Origin of the sequence: Altericroceibacterium xinjiangense (assembly GCF_003958635.1) — a bacterium.
Taxonomy (GTDB): domain Bacteria; phylum Pseudomonadota; class Alphaproteobacteria; order Sphingomonadales; family Sphingomonadaceae; genus Altericroceibacterium_A; species Altericroceibacterium_A xinjiangense.
The window spans coordinates 189,489-209,909 of sequence record NZ_RSEK01000001.1; the positions used below are offsets into that span (position 1 = coordinate 189,489).

The 20,421-nt window shown below is 63.0% G+C and carries 15 protein-coding genes, 1 tRNA gene and 1 pseudogene; 11 read left to right on the forward strand and 6 right to left on the reverse strand.

What is annotated here, in order from left to right; all coding sequences use genetic code 11:
• Positions 1 to 243 precede the first annotated feature (243 nt).
• From ELY13_RS00970 to ELY13_RS00995, 6 genes are all read left to right on the forward strand, one after another.
• On the forward strand, positions 244 to 1,908 hold the full coding sequence (locus ELY13_RS00970; protein WP_126172013.1) for an ATP-binding response regulator: 1,665 nt from the start codon (positions 244 to 246) through the stop codon (positions 1,906 to 1,908).
• Positions 1,898 to 2,818, forward strand: coding sequence for a response regulator transcription factor (locus ELY13_RS00975; protein WP_241233500.1), 921 nt, complete (start codon positions 1,898 to 1,900; stop codon positions 2,816 to 2,818). The genes ELY13_RS00970 and ELY13_RS00975 overlap by 11 nt, the downstream gene beginning before the upstream one ends.
• A 539-nt stretch (positions 2,819 to 3,357) precedes the next feature.
• A complete protein-coding gene (locus tag ELY13_RS00980) occupies positions 3,358 to 3,675 on the forward strand; it encodes a 2Fe-2S iron-sulfur cluster-binding protein (RefSeq protein WP_126172014.1) in 318 nt (105 codons plus the stop codon).
• 374 nt (positions 3,676 to 4,049) lie between these two features.
• Complete coding sequence (locus ELY13_RS00985) at positions 4,050 to 4,274, forward strand: hypothetical protein (protein WP_241233477.1); 225 nt, start codon at positions 4,050 to 4,052, stop codon at positions 4,272 to 4,274.
• A 182-nt stretch (positions 4,275 to 4,456) separates the two neighbouring features.
• Positions 4,457 to 5,449, forward strand: a complete 993-nt coding sequence (locus tag ELY13_RS00990) for a sterol desaturase family protein (RefSeq protein WP_126172229.1) — start codon at positions 4,457 to 4,459, stop codon at positions 5,447 to 5,449.
• A 61-nt stretch (positions 5,450 to 5,510) separates the two neighbouring features.
• Positions 5,511 to 6,179, forward strand: a complete 669-nt coding sequence (locus ELY13_RS00995; RefSeq protein ID WP_338142317.1) for a hypothetical protein — start codon at positions 5,511 to 5,513, stop codon at positions 6,177 to 6,179.
• A gap of 866 nt (positions 6,180 to 7,045) precedes the next feature.
• Here ELY13_RS00995 and ELY13_RS01000 read toward each other — a convergent pair.
• From ELY13_RS01000 to ELY13_RS01010, 3 genes are all read right to left on the reverse strand, one after another.
• Positions 7,046 to 7,834 carry an ABC transporter ATP-binding protein gene (locus ELY13_RS01000; RefSeq protein WP_206435955.1) on the reverse strand — a complete coding sequence of 263 codons (789 nt, stop codon included), beginning with the start codon at positions 7,832 to 7,834 and terminating at the stop codon, positions 7,046 to 7,048.
• On the reverse strand, positions 7,831 to 8,646 hold the full coding sequence (locus ELY13_RS01005) for an ABC transporter permease (protein WP_126172231.1): 816 nt from the start codon (positions 8,644 to 8,646) through the stop codon (positions 7,831 to 7,833). Before ELY13_RS01005 ends, ELY13_RS01000 begins: the two co-directional genes overlap by 4 nt.
• A 101-nt stretch (positions 8,647 to 8,747) precedes the next feature.
• Positions 8,748 to 9,839: a putative urea ABC transporter substrate-binding protein gene (locus ELY13_RS01010; protein ID WP_241233478.1), complete on the reverse strand. Its 1,092-nt coding sequence runs from the start codon at positions 9,837 to 9,839 to the stop codon at positions 8,748 to 8,750.
• Positions 9,840 to 10,412: 573 nt separating this feature from the next.
• On the opposite strand from ELY13_RS01010, the gene ELY13_RS01015 reads away from it, so the two are divergent.
• The 5 genes and pseudogenes from ELY13_RS01015 to atzF all read left to right on the forward strand — a co-directional run bounded on the left by ELY13_RS01015 (position 10,413) and on the right by atzF (position 17,721).
• Positions 10,413 to 10,886 carry a CopG family ribbon-helix-helix protein gene (locus tag ELY13_RS01015; RefSeq protein WP_126172016.1) on the forward strand — a complete coding sequence of 158 codons (474 nt, stop codon included), beginning with the start codon at positions 10,413 to 10,415 and terminating at the stop codon, positions 10,884 to 10,886.
• Positions 10,883 to 11,710, forward strand: a complete 828-nt coding sequence (locus ELY13_RS01020) for an urea amidolyase associated protein UAAP1 (RefSeq protein WP_126172017.1) — start codon at positions 10,883 to 10,885, stop codon at positions 11,708 to 11,710. The genes ELY13_RS01015 and ELY13_RS01020 overlap by 4 nt, the downstream gene beginning before the upstream one ends.
• A gap of 13 nt (positions 11,711 to 11,723) precedes the next feature.
• Positions 11,724 to 12,353, forward strand: a complete 630-nt coding sequence (locus tag ELY13_RS01025; RefSeq protein WP_206435951.1) for an urea amidolyase associated protein UAAP2 — start codon at positions 11,724 to 11,726, stop codon at positions 12,351 to 12,353.
• A gap of 3 nt (positions 12,354 to 12,356) precedes the next feature.
• The gene (uca, locus tag ELY13_RS01030) at positions 12,357 to 15,968 is read left to right on the forward strand and encodes an urea carboxylase (protein ID WP_126172018.1); all 3,612 of its coding nucleotides are present in this window, start codon (positions 12,357 to 12,359) and stop codon (positions 15,966 to 15,968) included.
• Positions 15,968 to 17,721 (forward strand): annotated as a pseudogene (gene atzF / locus ELY13_RS01035) (allophanate hydrolase). Before uca ends, atzF begins: the two are co-directional and overlap by 1 nt.
• A gap of 443 nt (positions 17,722 to 18,164) precedes the next feature.
• Here the strand turns inward: atzF and ELY13_RS01040 are convergent.
• The 3 genes from ELY13_RS01040 to proB all read right to left on the reverse strand — a co-directional run bounded on the left by ELY13_RS01040 (position 18,165) and on the right by proB (position 20,386).
• Positions 18,165 to 18,255: transfer RNA gene (locus ELY13_RS01040), tRNA-Ser, on the reverse strand.
• Between the two features lie 92 nt (positions 18,256 to 18,347).
• Positions 18,348 to 19,256, reverse strand: coding sequence for an NAD-dependent epimerase/dehydratase family protein (locus tag ELY13_RS01045; RefSeq protein WP_126172019.1), 909 nt, complete (start codon positions 19,254 to 19,256; stop codon positions 18,348 to 18,350).
• Positions 19,253 to 20,386, reverse strand: coding sequence for a glutamate 5-kinase (gene proB, locus ELY13_RS01050; RefSeq protein ID WP_126172020.1), 1,134 nt, complete (start codon positions 20,384 to 20,386; stop codon positions 19,253 to 19,255). Before proB ends, ELY13_RS01045 begins: the two co-directional genes overlap by 4 nt.
• Positions 20,387 to 20,421: the final 35 nt, after the last annotated feature.

A 20,421-nucleotide genomic window follows, 5' to 3' on the forward strand; every position in this document is an offset into this window, starting at 1 on the left:
TCTCGCGAACGGCCGCGGCGCGGCGTTGAACGATCGCCTTCAATGCACGCCCTCTCCGACGCCGCGACAGCCCGATCGAACACGACGAGCCCGCGAGACAGCCATCATATGAATATTACGCAACTTGGCAACGGTAATAATTGCCGGTGGACAACGCTGCGCTCAGCAGCAATGCTGCAAGCGCGAAAGGAAGGGAATCATGCTCAGCCGAATCCGTGATCACCTGAAGGTGATGCCGCCCCATTGGCAGCCGACACCGCGCAATGCGCGTCTCGCCAAACTCGCCATCACCGCTTTCGGCAGCTTCGCCGCTGCCTCCCATGCCGGATCATCACGTTTGCCGCTGTGATAAAAATTGCGCTGCCTCGACTGCTCACACATGCGCCGCGCGCACTGGAATTCATCGGCAGCATGGCTCGACACTTCGCTGCCGCGAACGGCGATTACGTGACCATGCTGAAAGAACGGATTGCTGCTCTCGAAGCGATGGAAGCTGAATTGAGGCGCGCCAAAGTCGTCGCGGAGGCGGCCAATGAGGCAAAAAGCCGCTTCCTGGCCAGCGTGAGCCACGAGATCCGCTCACCGCTCAACTCGATCTACGGCTACGCGCAACTGCTTGAGCGCAGCAACGGCAGCAATGCCGTTCAGGCTGCAAAAATCATCCGGCGCAGTTCGGAGCATCTCACCAATCTTGTCGAAGGTCTGCTCGACATCTCCCAGGTCGAAAGCGGCTCCTTGCGCATCAACCGCGAGATAGTCCGGTTTCCCGCGCTTCTCGCACAGATGGTCGACATGTTCGAACCTCTTGCAGCGGCGAAAGGCCTCGATTTCCAGCTCAAATGCCCGCCAACGCTGCCCGAATTTGTGCGCGCTGACCAGAAGCGGCTGCGCCAGGTGCTGATCAACCTCTTGTCGAATGCGATCAAGTTTTCCGACCACGGCAGTGTCACCCTCACGGTTCATTACCGAAATGACTTGGCGACCTTCGAAGTGGCCGATACCGGCATCGGCATCCCGGATGCCGACCTCGAGCGCATCTTCGATCCATTCGAGCGCGGAAGCGAAGCCGCCGTTCACCGCCAAAGTGGAGTGGGTCTAGGGCTTTCGATCACGCAGGCCCTGGTCCACATCATGGGCGGCGATATTCAGGTCGCGAGCGAACCCGGCTGCGGCTCGCGATTTACCGTCCGTCTCATGTTGTCTCAGCCGCCTTCAAAGCCGGCCGATTCCACTCGTGCCGAGGTGGTAACCGGATATACCGGAAGACGGCGGATACTCATGCTGGTCGATGACGATCCGGCGCAGGTAGCCATGGTGCGGAGTCTCCTAGCTCCCCTGGGCTTTGACGTCTTGACTGCGCGGGACGGTGATGAAAGTGTCGCAATCGCAAGCCAGGTCCGGCCGGACCTTGTCCTGCTCGATATCTCGATGCCAGGCAAATCGGGATGGGAGACGGCGGATATCCTGCGGCAGCAGCACGGACCGGCGCTGCGCATCGTCATGCTCTCCGCAAACGCGCATCAGTTTCACCCTGGCGGAGACGGCGCAGCGGCGAACGACATGTTCCTGATGAAGCCTTTCGAATTCAACACGCTGCTGGACGTGATTTCGGCCCAGCTCCAGCTCGAGTGGACGGGTCCCGGCTCCCAGGGAAACACTTATCCTCAAGCACCCGCCACTCTTCAACCCTCCCCGCCCCTTTCACGATCGGTGCAGCCCTATCTGGCCGAAATCGAACGCCTAGCCCGGATCGGCTATGTCCGCGGGATCGAAGGTCAGCTAGACGCGATCGCCACGCAGCATCCCGAAGCAGTCCACGTTGTCGAAAAGATGCGCATCTGCCTCGAATCTTTCGATCTCGAAGCATTGGCAGCAATCTCCAGAGCATCGCAAAACAGTGCCTCCTGAGACTCGCCAGAAGGATTGCATCCTCGTCGTCGACGACACGCCGGAATCGCTCCGGTTCCTCGTTGATACCCTCGAACGCGAGGGCATGACGGTCCTTGTGTCCAGAAGCGGGGAAACGGCTGTTGAGCGCCTGCAGAATGTTACGCCCGACCTTATCCTGATGGACGCGGTGATGCCCGGGCTGAGCGGACTGGAAGCAACTCAGTTGATCAAGCGTAATCCCGCCTGTGCGCACATCCCCGTGATCTTCATGACCGGCTTGGCCGAGCCCGAACATGTCGTGGCTGCGCTCCAGACCGGGGGCGTGGATTATGTGCGCAAGCCGATCATCATCGAGGAGCTCCTCGCGCGGATTCGCGTCCACTTGGCCAATGCGCGTCTGTCGCACCGATCCCGGTTGGCGCTCGACCTCTCCGGGCGGCCTCTTATCGCCCTGGATCCACATGGCGCCCTGGTGTGGTGCACGCCGCAAGCCGCCAAGCTGCTTTCGCAGGTCGATCCCGACTGGAGCCAGGAAAGCGGCCGCCTCCCTGATCTGCTGGAAACGCCAACGCAGCGGCTGTTGAGTGAAACGGCACGACCAGGGACATCTCTACGCACCGAGTTTCCTGATTTCGAGATTGAGCTAACCCTGATCGAGAGTCAGCGTCCGCACGAGATGTTGATCCGGATCGCCGAAATCCGCGAAGACGCAACCCTGGCTCTGCTGCAGAAGCAGAACGGTTTGACCCGGCGGGAAGCTGAAGTGCTACTTTGGGTCAGCTACGGCAAGTCCAATCGGACCATCAGCGAAATCCTGGGGATCAGCCCGCGCACAGTGAACAAGCACTTGGAACAGGTGTTCAGGAAACTGGGGGTCGAAACCAGGGCAGCGGCGACAGCTCTGGCGGTGCGCATCATCTCGGGATGATGACGAACCAAAGCTCCCTCAGCTTCGGCCGGATTTCTGCTAACCTGCGGCGCACGAGTAGTTTTTTCCCGAGCAAATACGTCATTTGGACACTTACTCCGCCGCGTGCCGCCGCCGTACGACGCGTCGATCAACTTCGAAGGTTCGGCAGCCGGTTATCGACAACGGAGAGCCAGCGTGGACACCTTACCAACGTGCAAACCCCACTGGCCGCGGTGAAATCGCCATCGGGAAAATGATGAGGGGGTACACGTTACGGTTTCGGAGAACCGATCAATCCGTTGGATTGCATCTTCGGCACACGTTGCGAGGGTGACGCCAGAATCGTGTGCCACGGATCGCAGACGGCTGCGATCCGGAACAGTTCCTTTTTCCGACCACGCCCGTGATCGAAATATGCAAAGCGCGACAGGCTACCCAGCGTCCGGTCTTCGCGCCGAACGAGCCTTAGATCCTGAGTCAGGCATCCAGGTGCTTCCGAATCTTGATGAAATCAAAGCAACTTCCGCGCCGCTCAGGCGCGCTACGGAGCTATTCAAATGATCAGGCTGAAAATTGAAAACCCCGCAGGGGAGATGCGCGAAATCGGCGTACAAGCCGAAGGTTCCCTTATGGAAGCTATCCGCGACAACGGCTTCGATGAGCTGCTGGCTTCGTGCGGGGGCGGCTGCTCCTGCGGGACTTGCCATGTCGTCATCGATACGGCCTCCTTTTCGCAGCTGGCAGCAATGTCGGCTGACGAGGACAGTCTCCTGGATGGGTGCGATCATCGGGAGAAAGGCTCCCGCCTGTCCTGCCAGATCCGGATGAGCGATGAACTCGACGGACTGAAACTGCGCATTCCGCCCAATTCGTGACATGGGTGCAAACTTGGAACAACAGAACGGCGTGGAGCGGCTTCTTCGGATGAGGCTTTCATCCCCTCTCACCTCCTTCCCAACCCGTGCATCTGGGTGACAGAGCCGCAGTCCCACCACCCGTGGTAAGGCGCTGCTGGTCCGTTTTGTCTCCCATTCGCTCTGCTTTGAACGGTTCAACACTCTGCTGCAGCGGGGCGCCAATGGCGCCATTCCAACTGCATCTTGCCGGACGAACCTGTAACCATAGAACTGCCGCAATGCACAAATGCCGAGTACCGGATGATTCCGGCCAGCAAGCCGGGCCGAGGATCAAGATCATGGAAGCAATCGGTCGCAGACTCCTTGTCGACGCTTGCTATAATGGACGAACGATGACTCTTGCCCCTCACGCGCTTTTGGAAATGCATGGAGATCTGTTCTTGCGCGCCCTTAACCTTACCAAGAACTGGCGTTCTCCCGAGGACATGCGCCTCGGGCAATTCAAGCTGGGCGGGCTGAGTGAAGTATCCGTATTGCAAGAGACCTTCGAACCGATATCGAACTGCAAAGCCTCTTTCGCACCAGGAAATGAAGAGCTCCTTCTGGCAGTCGCCTGAGACAGCCCTCGCCTGCGGCAGGCACCAGCATACCCTTGGGCGAGAGCCGAAACATGGAGCGCACGCCAGTTTCCATTCCAGGGGCATTTCCAGCGATAGCGGAAGCATACGTCGAATGGCGTATGCCGCCGCTGCCGGGTTTCTGGCACTTAAAAGCTAGAAGTCGGCAAGCGGGGACAGTGATGAACGGAACTCGAGTAGGCAAAAGGGTGATCGGAACACAGGCGCCGGTGACTGTGGGCTGGGAGAATATTCCGAAGGTCGAAGGTGGTCCAGTTAAGCAATTCATCTTTACCTGGTTTCAGCCCACGGTGTTGTTCGCGCTGATCGCGTTCTGGTACTACGCACCCAATTCCGTCGCCAAGGCATCGACCGCCATCGGCATCGGCATCGCATTCAAGATTTTGCTCCTGGGACTTGAATGGATGACCCCGCGCCACGAGAGCTGGCGCCTGACCTGGAAGGAACTGGTCACTGATCTGTTCTATGTCGGGCTCGGGTACACGCTGCTCCGCATGGTCGACAGCTACATCGGCGACGGAGTCATGATTGAAGCCGTCCAGAACGCCTTTACCTGGGACAAGCTTGCGTGGTTCATTGGCCTGCCGCTTCTGGTGCAAGCTTTCCTGATCTCGTTTATCTTCGATTTTGGCCAGTACTGGATGCATCGCGGCATGCACAATTGGTATCCGCTGTGGCTGACCCACGCACCGCATCACTACATCACCCAATTGAATATCAACAAAGGCGCCGTCGGCAATCCGGTCGAATTGTTCCTGATCGGCCTCGGCGTTGGCGGGTTCTTCGATTTCATGCCTCGGGCCGCCCTGCTCGCCGGCACCCTGGGCCTTGCGGTTGGCACATACCAGCACATCAATGTCCGCTTCAACACGCCGCGCTGGTGGCGCTTCCTGTTCAACACCACCGAACACCACAGCGTGCATCACTCGCAGGATTTTGAAGCCAGCCGCAGCAATTATTCCACCACCTGGATCATCATAGACCGCATGTTCGGCACGTGCGTCGACGGCGAGGCGGAACTGCTCGGGATGGAAGGTGGACGCCGGATGTCAATCGGCGAAACGATGATCTACCCCTTCTCCGAGGGCTGGAAGACGCTCAAGGAACGATTTCGCCAGCCGGTGGCGATGCCGGACGCGGTGCCGGCCGAGTGAGGGGAGCGCCTCCCCGGCATAATTCCCTTCCATCCATTCGTCATGCCCAACCGGCGTGGCCATGAGCGCCCCGGATCAGGCCTTGCAGCTCAAGCCGGCATTGAGAAGCTCTCCCGGAGAAAACCCCGTGAACTCGCGTTTCATCAACTGGATCTGGCATATCAGGGGCAGCCTAGCGCTCGCTCCAGAGCAATCGAGCGACGCTTTCGACAAGCTCGACCCGCTGTTCCGTCAAACAGGCACCAGCTTCGAACGGACACACAGCACGCTGGTTTTTCGCAAGAAGGATCAGGCGGCTCAAGACAAGATGTCTGTTTTCGACGGCGGTGTTTTGCAGATAGAGAAAGGCATGGCGGGGCCTGTGCTGCACTATCATCTAACTAGCCGAATCCTGCTGTTCTGCTTTTTAGCTCCCCTGCTGTTCCTTGGAATGGCTCAGTTGACTATTGCCTTGGGTGAGCTTGAGACACCGTCAACCGAAGTTTCGAACGCGTTCGAAGATTCCGCCGAGAAGGATTTGGAGGTCCCTATGCACCCGATCGATGTTGCTTTGGGAGCACCTGCACCCGAAAAAGAATCTTCGAAGGATTCTGACGACGACGACAAGGAACCTTCGCCCACTCCCGCCTACGTCTTGGCAGCGATCTTTGCCGCTCTCTACGTGGTCGGGCGGGTTCTCGAAAGCAGGCTGGTCAAGGCACTATTCAAAAAGAGCCTGCTGAGCTCCTGAGTTTCGCAGGAGTGCCGAACGCGCCGATTGCGGCACTACCTGCACCGGGAACCGCACCGGCTCCTTCGGCAATCTCTTCTGCGGTCTGAAGAGGCAGGCCAAGAAGGCTTCCCTGTTTGAACTGATCAGCGCCCGTGCTGACGCCGCTCGATGTCCGATTACCGCGGACCAGTTCTCGGGCCTCAGGGAAGGCATCCCTAGCCGGGTAATGACGTCGAGCTGTGCATCTGCTCCTTCCTAGGTTGGGCTGAGAACAGTACGCAGCTGGATGGTCAGAGCCTAGGACAAGTACTTCAAGGGTACAGTTGAGAGCGATCCGGCCCCTCCCTCTCGTGCGGGAAGGCGCGGACTGGCGCTCCTATTTCGCCGGCCACGGCTTCTTCGCTGGCCACGATTCCGGGTACAATCAAACCTCAGCCGATCGCCAGCGTCGCGGTGATCCGCTCTCCAGCGGCAGCACCGATGGTCCTGCGCGTATCGGCTCGCGGTCAAGAGAACCGCCGCCGGCGCTGGAGGGACGCGCTGCTGCGCCCAGGTAATCGCAGCGACAGGAAGAAGCCGGAGCGAGCAATCCTCGAAGGCAGTCACCAAGGGGCGCCGCTCCGAGCGGACCCGGTTCTCCTCGACCCGCGACGATAAAGGCCAGAAAACTGCATCCCCGAGCTGCCGCACCGACAAGTTTAACGGGGCAGTTCGGCGAGGCGGCCGATGTCGATGACTTGCATCACGTAGGCGATCATCAGCATCTCAGCCGGCTCACGCTCAAAGCGCAAACCGTTGAGAACGCACGACCAGCTGCATGCCCGCGCAGTTTGCCACCAGTGCACCGAAGCTGGCTTACGGACGGGTATGCGGCCGGAATTTTTCTACCGGCTACCGAGCGCTGGCAGGGCGGCGTCGGGCACGGATTCTGACGGGCGGTTCGCGCCCTCTTTCCGATCGAGAGTGACGTCATAGACCGCCGTCGCGCCAAACCGATGCGGCGCCTGCGGATCGTGCCGCCGCTTGTCGAACGCCATGACCCGCGTGCCGAGCGCGAACGCCTCTTTCAAATCATGAGTGACCATGAGGATCGTCAGACCGTGCGCTTTCCAGACATCGGTGACGAGCGCGTGCATGTCCATGCGGATGCCGGGATCGAGGGCGCCAAACGGTTCATCGAGCAGCAGTACGCGCGGGCGCTTGATCAAAGCCTGCGCAATTGCGAGCCGCTGCTGCATGCCGCCCGAGAGCTGAGCCGGATAAACGTTCAGGCTGTCGCCGAGGCCGACCGAGGCCAGCATCTCGGCCGATTCTTCTCGGGCCTGCCGCCGTTTGCTGCCAAACAGTTTGCCGAGAAAGGGCGCTTGGGCGCATTCGCTTCCGAACAGGACATTCTGCAACACGGTCAGGTGCGGGAACACGGAATAGCGCTGGAACACGACGCCGCGATCCGGCCCGGGCTCAGGCCTGAGAGGTTCGCCGCCTAGCAGGACCTCGCCTTTCGTCGGTCCTTCCTGCCCTAACGCAAGGCGGAGAAACGTGCTCTTGCCCGCACCCGAAGGCCCGATGATCGAAACGAACGAGCCTTCGTGGATGTCGAGGCTCACACGCTCCAGGACGATCTTGTCACCGTATTCCACCCAAACGTTGCGGAACGACATGAGCGCCATCAGCGTGCCCCCTCATGCGCCCAAGCGAAAGCTATGCGGCTCAGGCGCACCAGCGCGTAATCCATGATGATCGCGAGCAGCGAGATCCAGGCGACATAAGGCAGGATGATGTCCATCGACATGTATCGGCGGACTAGGAATATCCGGTAGCCAAGGCCCACATCTGCCGCGATTGCCTCCGCCGCGATCAGAAACACCCAAGCGGCGCCGAGTTGCAGCCTGACAATGCTGATCAGGCGAGGCAACGCCTGCGGCAGGGCAACCCGCATCATCACCTGCCAGCTGTTCGCCCCCAGCGTTTGCGCCTTGATGATCTGCTCCTGTGGCAGTTGGGCAATGAAGGCAGAAAGATCGCGGATCATCGCCGGCATTATGCCGATGACGACTAACGCAATCTTCGACGCCTCGCCCAGCCCGAAGGTGATGAACAGGATGGGCAGGACGGCAATCGGGGGGATAACCGCTATGACGCCCACGAGCGGGCCGAGTGTCGAGCGGATGAGCGGAAGAGTACCGATCACCAGTCCCAGGACCAATGCCGAGCCAGTGGCGATAGCAAGACCGATCCCGAGGCGGGTCAGGCTCGCACTCGTATCGGCGACCAGCGGGATGTCTCCGGTGGTAGGATCAGTCCGGGTCACGAGCGCCCCGGTGGATTCGACCATCTGGCTGAATGTCGGCAGCAGCTTGTCACTCGTATTTTCAGCGTGCCGCGCCGCCGAAGCGCCGGTATAGAACAGCAGGATCAGGAGCAGCGGCAGGACACCGAGCAGGACCCCGCTCCCTCGGGTCGGATGGAGGTTGATCAGCCGGATCATCTGGCGGATTTCGATGGCTGGCGAGGCATGTTGGTCATCCTTTCGGGAGCAGCAGAGAGGCATCAGACAAGGGGCGGCCTGCGCCGCCCCTTGTCTGTTCAGAGTGTCCCGCTGGCCGCCATTTCCATGTAAGTCGGGTCGAAACGCAGCCTCACGTTGTCAGGATTGCCCAGAGTCTGCCCCGGGAACTGGATTCCGATGGCATCGACCGACTGCGCGCCCGGGCCGAACAGGCCCTTGTCAAAGCTGAACCGGCGAACACGATCGGTGTTGGCGACGATCTCGGGGCTGCGGTTATAGGCAACCGCGTCTGCCGGATTGTGATAGAGGTACGTGGTCGCGAGCTGGCTCTCGAAATTCTCAGGCGTCGTTCCGGCAAGCCGTGCCATCTGGGCCCGGGCTGCCCTGCCTTCTTCGTTATCCTGCTGCATGATCGCGAGCGTCTCGTACCAGATGCCCGCCAGCGCCTTGCCGAGTTCAGGGTTAGCGGCCAACACCTCGGTGTTGACGATCATCAGGTCGAGAATCTCGTTGGGGATCTGCGACGAGTTGAAGACCTCGGTCGCGCCGGGCATCGCCTTGATGGCTGAGAGCTGCGGGTTCCATGCGGCAACCGCAGTGACCTCCGGGGTTCCGAAGGCCGCAGTCATGTCGGCATCCGACGTGTTGACCGTCTTCACGTCCGTAAGCTGCATCCCCGCAGAGTCGAGCGCGCGCGTCAGCAGGTAGTGTGACACGGACAGTTCAACGAGATTGACTGTCCGCCCCCTGAGGTCCGCGACCGAGGTGCCGTTCTTCAGGACGACGCCATCGTTTCCGTTCGAATAGTCGCCGATCAGCAGGGCTGTCGTGTCCACGCCCGCCGCCGCGGGGATCGTCAGGGCGTCCATGTTGGTTGCGCTTACGGCATCGAGTTGGCCGGCGGTGTACTGGTTGATCGATTCGACGTAGTCGTTGACCTGAACGAGGTTGATCTTAATCCCGTATTTGCTGGCCCATTTGTCGACGATCCCGGCCTGCTGAGCATAAGCCCACGGCATCCAGCCAGCGTAGATCGACCAGCCGACGTTGAACTCCTCTTTCTTCCCGCCGTCAGCCTCGTCAGCCGAACCCTGGCCGCACGCCGAAAGCAGGACCGCGGCGGTAACCAGAGTGATGAGCGCTCGTAGCGCTCGCATGAAATCGCGCATGTTTATCTCCGTCAGATCAGAAAGCCGCCGTCCGGCCGCGTACAGCGCTGTCCACGATGTCGGGCTCGCAGGCGCGAAGCGGGCGTCAGTCGGAACCTTGCCGATGTTGATGCCGACGCGAACAGACAGAGCACCGGGTTCAAGATGCATCGCTGCCGGCGCCGGAAAGCGTTGTCCCCCTCCGGTCATGTAACCGAGGAGCGGTACTGGGAAACGCTGGAACCGGGGCCGCTAGCGGTGAGCTCGGCGTTCGAAGCAAGCACCCTGTGCCTGCCCGGCGCTGGCCGCCACGGACGTGCAGCCGGTTCCAGGGACAGAATATTCAGTCGCTTCATGGGTGCCTCCGCATTCCGCGCTTTTTTGCGCCGACCTCCGCGCTGCAACAATCGTGCCAGTTCGGGAGAGCTCGCAAGCCCACCGTTTATTACGGACTGCGAGATTCGTAATATCCTCCGCCTGCCCATTTTTTGAGCATGCGCCGCCGCTGTGCCTTGGAAACGAGCAGAACCCGGCGGCCTCGGCCACTTCAGTATTACCGTTGACGAGTTTAGTAATACCCAATAAGCCTGATGTATGACCGATTGTGCACCGCAGCAGCTGGCGCGTCTCAGCATTAGCCTGCCCGCCGATCTTGCCGAGGCTCTCGACAGGATGGTGGCTGAACGCGAGCTACCTAGCCGCTCGCAACTCCTTGCGGAACTGATCCGCCACCAGCTTGCCGAACATCGCGCCGAGCGGCCGGAGGCAATGCTGGCGGGCACGATCACGCTCGTCTACCGCGCGGACAGCGGCCGCGTTCGCCACTCCCTCGCCCAGGCTCAGGCGGGCTACGTGAAGGAGGTGATCTCCTCGCAACACGTGTTCCTGGAAGGCGACCAGTCACTCGAGGTGCTGCTGGTCCAAGGGCCGGCGGAGCGACTGAACCAGTTGTGCGACAATCTGCGGAAGATCCGCGCGGTCCAGCAGCTCGCGCTCGTGACCACGACAGCCTTGCTGCCGCCCCTCCACTCCCACGGCCAACCCCATCCGGAGGAACAGAACCCATGAGCTTTTCGACAGCCGACCCCTACGGCGCCCGGGATCATGCCCGGGCAATGGCCGGAACCCACGTGCTAACGATGCCGACCTTGCCGGCCAGCGAGGCGGCCGACCGGCCAGGCGGCGTTCCCTCCGAAGCGATGGTCTGGGAAGAAGTGATCGCCGGCGGAGGCTATGCCGCGAAGCGGATCGGCCGCGGAGCACGTCTGCGCCTGACGGATTTGGAAGGGGATGCCTGCGTCTCCATGCTGCTTTTCAATGCCGAGCAACCGACCGAGCGACTGAACGTGGCCGATACCCTCAAGGTTCAGTGGAACGCCTATCTCGGTACCGGACAACTTCTCCTGTCCGACATGGGCCGAGTCATGATGAGCATCGTTGAGGATGAGGCCGGCAGTCACGATGCCCTTTGCGGTGCGTCGAACGAGCGTGGCAACGACGCGAAATACGGTAGCGGCGCGAATTACGGCGAAGCGCCGAACGCGCGCGACCGGTTCAAGATTGCCGTCGCGAAGTTCGGGCTCGGCGCCAAGGACATCCACCCCTGCATCAACTGGTTCAAGGGCGTGCGCGTCGGCCCTGACGGCGAAACAGAGCTTGGCCGCGCTCCTGCCCCCGCTAGCCGCAGCCTCACGCTGCGCGCGGAAATGGACCTGATCGTGGTCTTTGCCAATTGCCCACACGTGCTCGATGCCAGGTCCGACTACACTGTCACCCCGGTCCGCGTAACCGCGTGGCGCGGCGAGGTGACGCCGACGGACGATCCGGTGCGCAACGCCACACCGGAAGGCCAGCGGGCCTTCCTCAACACCGAAGATTACTTCTGCCGCTGAGGAGATCCGGCCGATGACCCAGACGCTCGCCACCATGCCTGAAAGCACGGTTCAGGACGCATTCGTACCGGCGCGCGCGCCGTGGACCTGCACGATTTCAAAAGGGCAGAAACTTCGGATCGTGGACCTGGAAGGCAACCAGGCCGTGGACTTCCTGGTCTACAGCGCCGCCGACGATGCCGAACGCTACAGCGCGCAGGACACGATTGCCGCGCAAGGCAACATCTTCCTGCGCGAAGGATCGGTCCTGCTGTCGAACGAAGGCCATCCAATGATGACGATCACCGGATCGGCGGTCGCCTATCATGATACGATCGGCGGTGCCTGTTCCTGCGAATCCAATACCTTGCGGTACGGGCATCACACGAAGGCACAGCACAGCTGCGTTGATAACTTCTTGGACGGTAACGCCCGCTACGGGCGTGGCAAGCGCGACATGGTTTCCAACGTGAACTGGTTCATGAACGTGCCGGTCGAAGCCGACGGCGCGCTGGGCATCGTGGACGGCATTTCGGCCCCTGGTCTTTGGGTCGAGCTGCGCGCCGAAATGGACGTGGTGGTTGTCGTTTCCAACTGCCCCCAGATCAACAATCCCTGCAACGGCTTCAATCCGACGCCGGTCCAGATGATCGTGACGGAATAACCGATGTTCAAGAAGGTCCTGATCGCCAACCGGGGCGCGATCGCCTGCCGAATAATCCGCACCTTGCGCCGGATGGGCGTCCGGTCGGTCGCGGTGTTCAGCGATGCCGACGCCGGATCGCTGCACGTTGCCGAAGCCGATGAAGCAGTGCGGATCGGCCCGGCCCCTGCGGCCGAAAGCTACCTGAACGTCGAGGCAATCCTCGCCGCCGCGCGTGAGACCGGGGCCGACGCAATTCATCCCGGCTACGGATTCCTGTCGGAGAACACGAGCTTCGCCAACGCCTGCGCGGCCGCCGGGATCGTCTTCATCGGGCCCACGGTCGAGAACATCCGCGACTTCGGCCTGAAGCATACCGCACGCGACCTGGCCCGAGATAGCGGCGTTCCGCTTGCCCCCGGGACCGACCTGCTCCGCAACGCGGACGAAGCGTGCGACGCCGCGCAGGAGATCGGGTTTCCCGTCATCCTCAAGGCGACGGCGGGCGGCGGCGGTATCGGCATGCGCGTCTGCGAGAGCGAGGGAGCCATTGCCGATGCGTTTGCCGCAGTCGAGCGACTGGCAGCAGGCAACTTCAGCGACAGCGGCGTGTTTCTTGAGCGTTTTGTCGCCCGCGCTCGGCATATCGAAGTTCAGGTGTTCGGCGATGGAAACGGCAAGGTCATCGCTCTTGGCGAGCGGGATTGCTCCCTCCAGCGGCGCAACCAGAAGGTCGTCGAGGAAACGCCCGCTCCACACCTGCCGGCCGCAACCCGCGCGGCGCTGATCGAAGCGGCCGTCGCGCTGACGTCCGCAGCCCGCTATCGTTCGGCGGGAACGGTCGAGTTTCTTTATGATGCAGAGCGGGACGACTTCTTCTTCCTGGAAGTGAACACCCGTCTCCAGGTAGAACATGGGGTGACCGAGCAGGTCACCGGGGTCGATCTGGTCGAATGGATGGTTCGTGGCGCAGCCGGGGACTTCCGCTTCCTCGATCAGTGGAACGGGCAGACCAAAGGAGCATCGATCCAGGTCCGGCTTTATGCCGAGGACCCGGATCAGGACTTCCGGCCGAGTTCGGGCGTTCTCAACGAGGTTTCCTTTCCAGCGAACGTGCGAGCCGACAGCTGGGTCGCTACCGGCTCTGCAGTCAGCGCCTTCTATGATCCGATGCTGGCGAAGCTGATCGTCACCGCACCCGACAGGGCAGCGGCGGTCGCGGCGATGCAGGCGGCACTCGACGACACCCGGCTGGCGGGGATCGAGACGAACCTCGACTGGCTGCGGCAAGTGGTGCGCAGCGCGCCGTTTGTTTCCGGCGAAGTCTCGACCCGCGCACTGGCGGAGGTCGACTGGTCGCCGCAGACGATCCGGGTTCTGAGCGGAGGCCCGTCGACGACGGTTCAGGATTATCCGGGGCGGCTCGGCTATTGGGATGTCGGCGTCCCGCCTTCGGGGCCGATGGATTCCCTCGCCTTTCGGCTCGGCAATCGCCTGCTGGGCAACGACAAGAACGCAGCAGGCCTCGAATTTACCGCCACCGGCCCGACCCTGCAGTTCAACGCCGCCGTGACAATCTGCCTCACCGGCGCCGAGTTCGCGGCCGAGCTGGATGGCGAACCGGTTCCCGTCTACGCGCCGGTGACCGTTCCCGCCGGCGCTACGCTGAAAATCGGCCGCGTTACGGGTGCGGGGATGCGCGGATATCTGCTGATCGGGGGTGGTCTCGACGTGCCGCTCTACCTCGGGTCGCGCAGCGCCTTCACACTCGGGGAATTCGGCGGCCACGCTGGGCGAGCTGTTTCCGCAGGGGACGTGCTGCACCTGCTGGCCCCCGCGCACGAGGCCGCCACCCAGCCGCTGAGTTCGGGTGGAAAGCCGGAAATCGCGAAGGAATGGAAGCTGCGGGTCCTTTACGGCCCGCACGGTGCGCCGGACTTCTTCACCACCGAAGATATCGACATGGTCCGGGAAACGGCCTGGGAGGTTCACTACAACTCGAGCCGCACCGGCGTTCGCCTGATCGGCCCAAAGCCGCGCTGGGCGCGCAGCGACGGCGGAGAAGCGGGGCTGCACCCCTCGAACATTCACGACAACGCCTATGCCGTCGGGGCAGTGGACTTCACCGGCGACATGCCGATCATCCTCGGGCCGGACGGACCTTCCCTTGGCGGGTTCGTCTGCCCGTTCGTGGTGATCGAAGCCGACTTGTGGAAAGTCGGCCAACTCGCCCCCGGCAACCACGTCCGTTTCGAGCTGGTGGACGATGCAGCGGCGGCCGCAGCCCTCCGGCAGCAGGATGAGCGGGTGGAGACACTGACCGCTCCTGCGCCGCAGCCGGTACAGGCCATTGCGCTCGGCTCCCCGATCCTGCACGAAATCGAAGGCGCAGGAAACCGCCCACGGGCCCTGTACCGGAGGCAAGGCGATGCTCACTTGCTGGTCGAATATGGCCCTATCGTGCTTGACCTGGAGCTTCGGTTGCGCGTCCACGCGCTGATGCTCGAGCTCGAACGGATGCAGCTTCCCGGGATCATCGATCTGACCCCCGGGATCCGCTCGCTGCAGATTCACTTCGACAGCCGCAAAATCGCGCAGAAGCACCTGCTTGATCAACTGGTCGCGGCCGAGGAGCGGCTGGGATCGCTCGATGATTTCGAGATCGCCTCGCGCGTCGTGCACCTGCCGCTCAGCTGGCAGGACCCGGCGATCTACCAAACCATCGAAAAATACATGCAGTCGGTTCGCGACGATGCGCCGTGGTGCCCCGACAACATCGAATTCATCCGCCGCGTCAACGGCCTCGACAGCATAGAGGACGTGCGGCGGGTGGTGTTCGATGCCCGCTATCTCGTGATGGGCCTTGGTGACGTCTACCTCGGTGCGCCGGTCGCGACTCCGATCGATCCGCGCCATCGGCTCGTGACTACGAAATACAATCCGGCACGGACATGGACGCCGCCGAACGTCGTCGGGATCGGCGGTGCCTACATGTGCATCTACGGAATGGAAGGTCCGGGCGGGTATCAGCTGTTCGGCCGGACGATCCAGGTCTGGAACACCTATCGCCAGACGCAGGCGTTCACCGAAGGCAAGCCGTGGCTGTTGCGCTTCTTCGACCAGATCCGCTTTTTCCCTGTCAGTCATGAAGAACTGACGGAATGGCGGCGCGACTTCCCGCTCGGGCGCCGGGAGCTGCGGATCGATCAGGAAACATTTCGCCTGAAAGAATACCGTGCCTTCCTGAAGGAAAACCGGGAGAGCATAGCCGCCTTCCAGCAGACGCGCGAAGCGGCGTTCGCCACGGAGCGCAAAGACTGGGAGCGGCGCGGCGAGTTCGCTCGGGCCGAGGCGCTCGGCGAAGCCGCGCCGGTTGCGGAGCAGACCCCCATTGAACTGCCGGAAGGCAGCGATCTGGTCGAGGCCCCGTTTGGAGGCGTGGTGTGGAAGCTCCTCGTTGAGCCGGGAGCCCGGATCGAAAAGGGCGATCCCATCGCGATGATCGAAGCAATGAAGATGGAGTGCGCAATGCCTGCCCCGATGACCGGGACCGTTTCGCGCGTCTTCGTGTCCGAGCAGCAGAGCGTGACCCCGGGGGCGCCGATGTTCGCCATCGCCCAGGAGGAGACCGCTTGATGCGCGCCGCCGAAATCGCCGCAGCGGTAAATGCGGGAAAGGCAAGCGCCACACACTTCGTCGAGGTCAGCCTCAACCGGATTGCGGCCTACGATGCTGTCCAGCCGCAGGCGTGGATTCATCGTCCAAATCCCGAAACGGTGCGCGCCCAAGCGGCCGAAGTCGACGCCCGGATCGCGGCCGGGGAAACGCTGCCGCTGGCCGGGGTGCCCTTCGCGGTGAAGGACAACATCGACGTTGCCGGGATGCCCACCACCGCCGCCTGCCCTGCCTTCACTTACGCAGCGGAGCGTTCCGCCACCGTAGTGGATCGCCTGAAAGCAGCCGGCGCGGTGTGCATGGGCAAGACCAACCTTGACCAGTTTGCGACCGGACTGGTGGGCACGCGCAGCCCTTTCGGGATCTGCACCTCGGTCCTTAACGAAGAGCATATCAGCGGTGGATCGAGCTCGGGCTCGGCGGTCGCGGTCGCTGCGGGCCTCGTCCCGTTTGCGCTTGGCACCGACACCGCGGGATCGGGCCGCGTCCCGGCGGCGCTGAACGGACTCGTCGGCCTGAAACCAACCAAGGGCCGCTGGAGCACGCAGGGGCTGGTTCCCGCATGCCGCTCGCTCGACTGCATCAGCTTGTTCGCGAACGATCTCGCCGACATCGCGCTGATCGAGCCGGTGCTTGCCGCCTTCGATGCCGAAGATCCTTATTCCCGGCAAACCAAGGATCGCGCGCTCGGCAGGCGGATCGGTGTTCCCAGGCCGGACCAGTTGAACTGGTGCGGCGACGAGGAATCCCCGGCGCTGTTCGATGCAGCTCTGAAGGCAATCGAAGGCGCCGGGATGGAACCGGTCGAAAGCGACATCGGCTTTCTCCAGGACACCGCGGCGATGCTGTATCAGGGTCCTTGGGTGGCCGAGCGCACAGCCGCCCTTTCGGACCTGCTGCGGGATGATCCGTCAGCCCTTCATCCGGTGGTCCGCGCGATCGTTGAGCAGGGGCTGAATGTCACCGCGGTCGACACCTTCCGCGCCCAGTACCGCCTGCAGACCCAGATCCGCCGCGCAGCGCAAATGTGGGATGGGATCGACGCGCTGGTCCTGCCGACCGCACCGACCAGTTACCGGATCGCGGATCTCCTCGATGATCCGATCACGCTCAACAGCAACCTTGGCCTCTACACCAATTTCGTGAACCTGCTGGACATGAGCGCAATCGCGGTTCCGGCCGGTTTTCGTAAGGACCGGACCGGCTTCGGCATCACGCTGATCGGCCCCGCCTGGGCTGACGCCGCGCTGCTGAAGCTGGCCGGGGACTACCTCGCTGCGGCAGAGCCTGCTCTGTCGTCCTTTCCTGATCGGGAGCGTGCATGAACCAGATCAAAGTCGCCGTCGTCGGAGCCCACCTCGCCGGAATGCCGCTGCACTGGCAGCTCGAAACGCGGGATGCGCGGCTGGTCCGGGCCTGCCGCACCGCCCCCAACTATCGGCTTTACGCCATCGCCAACAGCACTCCGCCGAAGCCGGCCATGGTTCATGGTCCGGGCGGCAGCTCGATCGAGGTCGAAGTCTATGCCCTCGATCCGGCAGCGTTCGGCAGCTTCGTCGCCGAAGTGCCCCCGCCGCTTGCCATAGGGACCGTAACGCTGGAGGACGGGACCACGGTCAAGGGTTTCGTCGCTGAGCCGCGCGCGCTTGACGGGGCCGAAGAGATCACGCGTTTCGGCGGGTGGCGAGCCTACATCGAATCACTGTCGGGCTGACTGCGTGAGAGGGGCCCGGCGTTCCCGAGGCATTCTTTTGAATCGCGGACTGGACCGCCCCCTCTTGAGTTCGGCGCTCCCTTGGCGCCGCTGTCGGTCGCCTGAGCCTGTGGGCTAAAGTTCGCGGTCGTTACTACAGCCCGGAGAAGTCCGGGCCCACTTACCGGCCGGTGCTCCAGGAAACCCCACTGCGATCCGTGAAGGGATCACGGAGCATAAACCGTGGGACGCGTTAGAGATGCCGCGGCCGAGCGGCTGGCCGAGCTCGGCACATCGGAAAAGCCAGAGCCGCCGGTGGAGAGAAGCGAACTGCAGGAGGCGGTGAGCGCTGCCTGCAGGGTGGTCAACCCGGCTTCCCTACCGGACGATGCAGATCGAGAGAGGATCGCCTTGGGCGGGCTCGCCTTTGCTCTTGTCGAGCCAGCGAACAATGGAAGGCCTGTTGGCGGAGCGGGAGGGATTCGAACCCTCGATAGGGGGTTACCCTATACACACTTTCCAGGCGTGCGCCTTCGACCACTCGGCCACCGCTCCGCATTCAGAGCCAGCGCCCTAGACGGGGCCGGCGAGTTTTACAAGGCGTTGCGAGCGCGCCGTGAATTGTTGCGGGGACGGTCCTCCGACCGTTACAGCCAGCCCTGCTCCCGGTACCAGGACGCGGTTGCCGCCAGCCCCTGTTGCGCCGGGACTTGGGGGCTCCAGCGCGTGGGCGGGACCGCCTTTTCCGGGCTGCACACCCAGTCCGGGTGGACCATGTAGCCGACGCGGTCGGGTGTCAGCTTGGCCTTCTCGCGCCGGAATAGCCGATCAAGGCCGGCAAGGCGGTTGAGCGCGCCTTCCGACAAGTTCGGCACGCGCACCTTGCGCCCCATCGCCTGACCGATCGCCTCCGCCAGTTCGCGGTGGCTCCAACCGCCGGGGGTGCCGTCGTCCGGCTCGAAAACTTGCCCGGTCACGTCTTCACCCCCGGGCAACAGGGCGAGCAGCAGCCGGGCGAGATCGGCGACATGGATGATCGAGCTTGCCCCATTTGGCGGCATCGGCACCACGCCCCACTTGGCCGCGCGGAACAACTCGAACATCTCCCGGTCACGCGGACCATAGATCGCGGGCGGGCGAACGATCGTCCAATCCAGCCCACTGGCAGCAACGATCCGCTCCGCGCGCGCCTTGGACGCGCCATATGCCGAAAGCTCCGGCTCGCGCGCCGCGAGCGAGGACACGAATACGATCCGCGGGACCTGGGCTGCCAGCGCCGCCTCAATCACTTGCAGGGTGCCCGTGACGTTTGCGGCCTCAAACTCTGCCGCATCGGGCGCGTTGACCACGCCGGCGACGTGGATCACTGCCTCGGCATTCCCGACCAGCCGGGCCAGCGCCGCGCTGTCGGCAAGGTCACCGCGCACCCATTCCACTTTGTCCCGCCCGGGCTGGTCCTTGCGAGTCAGGGCGCGCACCTCCACCCCCTCGCCCGCCGCTTCGTCCAGCAGCATCTGGCCAACGAAACCCGTTGCGCCGGTGACAGCGACGATCAAAGCAGCACCAGCTGATCGCGATGGATCACTGCCGCGCGCGGCTCATAGCCGAGCAAGTCCTGATGGGCTTCGCTGCGATGGCCCTTGATCCGGTCGATCTCGTCGGCAGCGTATTCCGCCAGCCCCTGCGCCAGCGCGCTGCCATCAGGGGCACGCACGGCGACGGGATCGCCCCGGGTAAAGCGTCCTTCCACCGCGGTGATCCCCGTCGCAAGCAAGCTGCCGCCCCGGGCCAGCGCCGCCGCGCAGCCTTGATCGACCACCAGCGCGCCCTTCATCCGCTGCCGGCCGCCGAGCCATGCCTTGCGTGCGGCGTCCTTGCGCCGGGGGAGGAACACCGTGCCCCGGTCGGTCCCAAAAGCGCGGGCGAGCGGGGCAGTATGCGTGCCGTTGATGATCGCCAGCGCGATCCCTGCCCGTTCGGCGATTTCGGCTGCCTGCAGCTTGGACGTCATCCCGCCGGACCCCATCCCGGATCCAGAGGACCCGCTGGCCATCGCGTGGATCCTGTCCGTCACGCCTTCTACGCGCGGGAGCAGCTGCGCTTCCGGGTCCCGGGGATCCCGGTCGTACAAGCCATCGACATCGGACAGCAGCACCACCGCATCGGCTCCCGCCGCCTGAGCCACCCGGGCCGCCAAGCGGTCGTTGTCCCCAAAACGGATTTCCTCGGTCGCGACCGAGTCGTTCTCATTGATCACCGGCACGGCGCCTGCCTTCAGCAGGCGGCCCAGCGTCGCGGCGGCGTTGAGATACCGGCGCCGGTCTTCGAGATCGTCGAGCGTGACCAACAATTGCGCGGCGGTTAGTCCGTGCGCTCCCAGCAACTCCGACCACAGGCCCGCCAACGCGATCTGCCCGACGGCGGCGGCGGCCTGCGCATCTGCCAGACTGCCCCGCCCACCTTTCGGGAGGCCGAGCCGTGCAGCCCCGAGCGCGATGGCTCCGGAACTGACGACGATCACGTCCTGCCCGCGTTCACGGATACTGGCAATTTCCTTGGCCAGGCTTTCCAGCCACTCCCGCCGCGCGGCTCCCCCGCTCCCGACCAGCAACGCCGATCCGACCTTGAGCACGAGGCGAGGTGCGCATTGCGCGTCGACGAGGTCGGCGAGACGGGAGATCGGCATCACGGCCGGGCTTAGCGGGACAGGTCGGGATTGAG

What these genes read in the sequence shown, in the direction of transcription:
- ELY13_RS00980 (WP_126172014.1), top strand. Translation starts at nt 3,358, where the DNA reads ATGATCAGGCTGAAAATTGAAAACCCCGCAGGGGAGATGCGCGAAATC.
- ELY13_RS00985 (WP_241233477.1), top strand. Translation starts at nt 4,050, where the DNA reads ATGACTCTTGCCCCTCACGCGCTTTTGGAAATGCATGGAGATCTGTTC.
- ELY13_RS00990 (WP_126172229.1), top strand. Translation starts at nt 4,457, where the DNA reads ATGAACGGAACTCGAGTAGGCAAAAGGGTGATCGGAACACAGGCGCCG.
- ELY13_RS00995 (WP_338142317.1), top strand. Translation starts at nt 5,511, where the DNA reads ATGAGCGCCCCGGATCAGGCCTTGCAGCTCAAGCCGGCATTGAGAAGC.
- ELY13_RS01010 (WP_241233478.1), bottom strand. Translation starts at nt 9,839, where the DNA reads ATGCGCGATTTCATGCGAGCGCTACGAGCGCTCATCACTCTGGTTACC.
- ELY13_RS01015 (WP_126172016.1), top strand. Translation starts at nt 10,413, where the DNA reads ATGACCGATTGTGCACCGCAGCAGCTGGCGCGTCTCAGCATTAGCCTG.
- ELY13_RS01020 (WP_126172017.1), top strand. Translation starts at nt 10,883, where the DNA reads ATGAGCTTTTCGACAGCCGACCCCTACGGCGCCCGGGATCATGCCCGG.
- ELY13_RS01025 (WP_206435951.1), top strand. Translation starts at nt 11,724, where the DNA reads ATGACCCAGACGCTCGCCACCATGCCTGAAAGCACGGTTCAGGACGCA.
- uca (WP_126172018.1), top strand. Translation starts at nt 12,357, where the DNA reads ATGTTCAAGAAGGTCCTGATCGCCAACCGGGGCGCGATCGCCTGCCGA.
- proB (WP_126172020.1), bottom strand. Translation starts at nt 20,386, where the DNA reads ATGCCGATCTCCCGTCTCGCCGACCTCGTCGACGCGCAATGCGCACCT.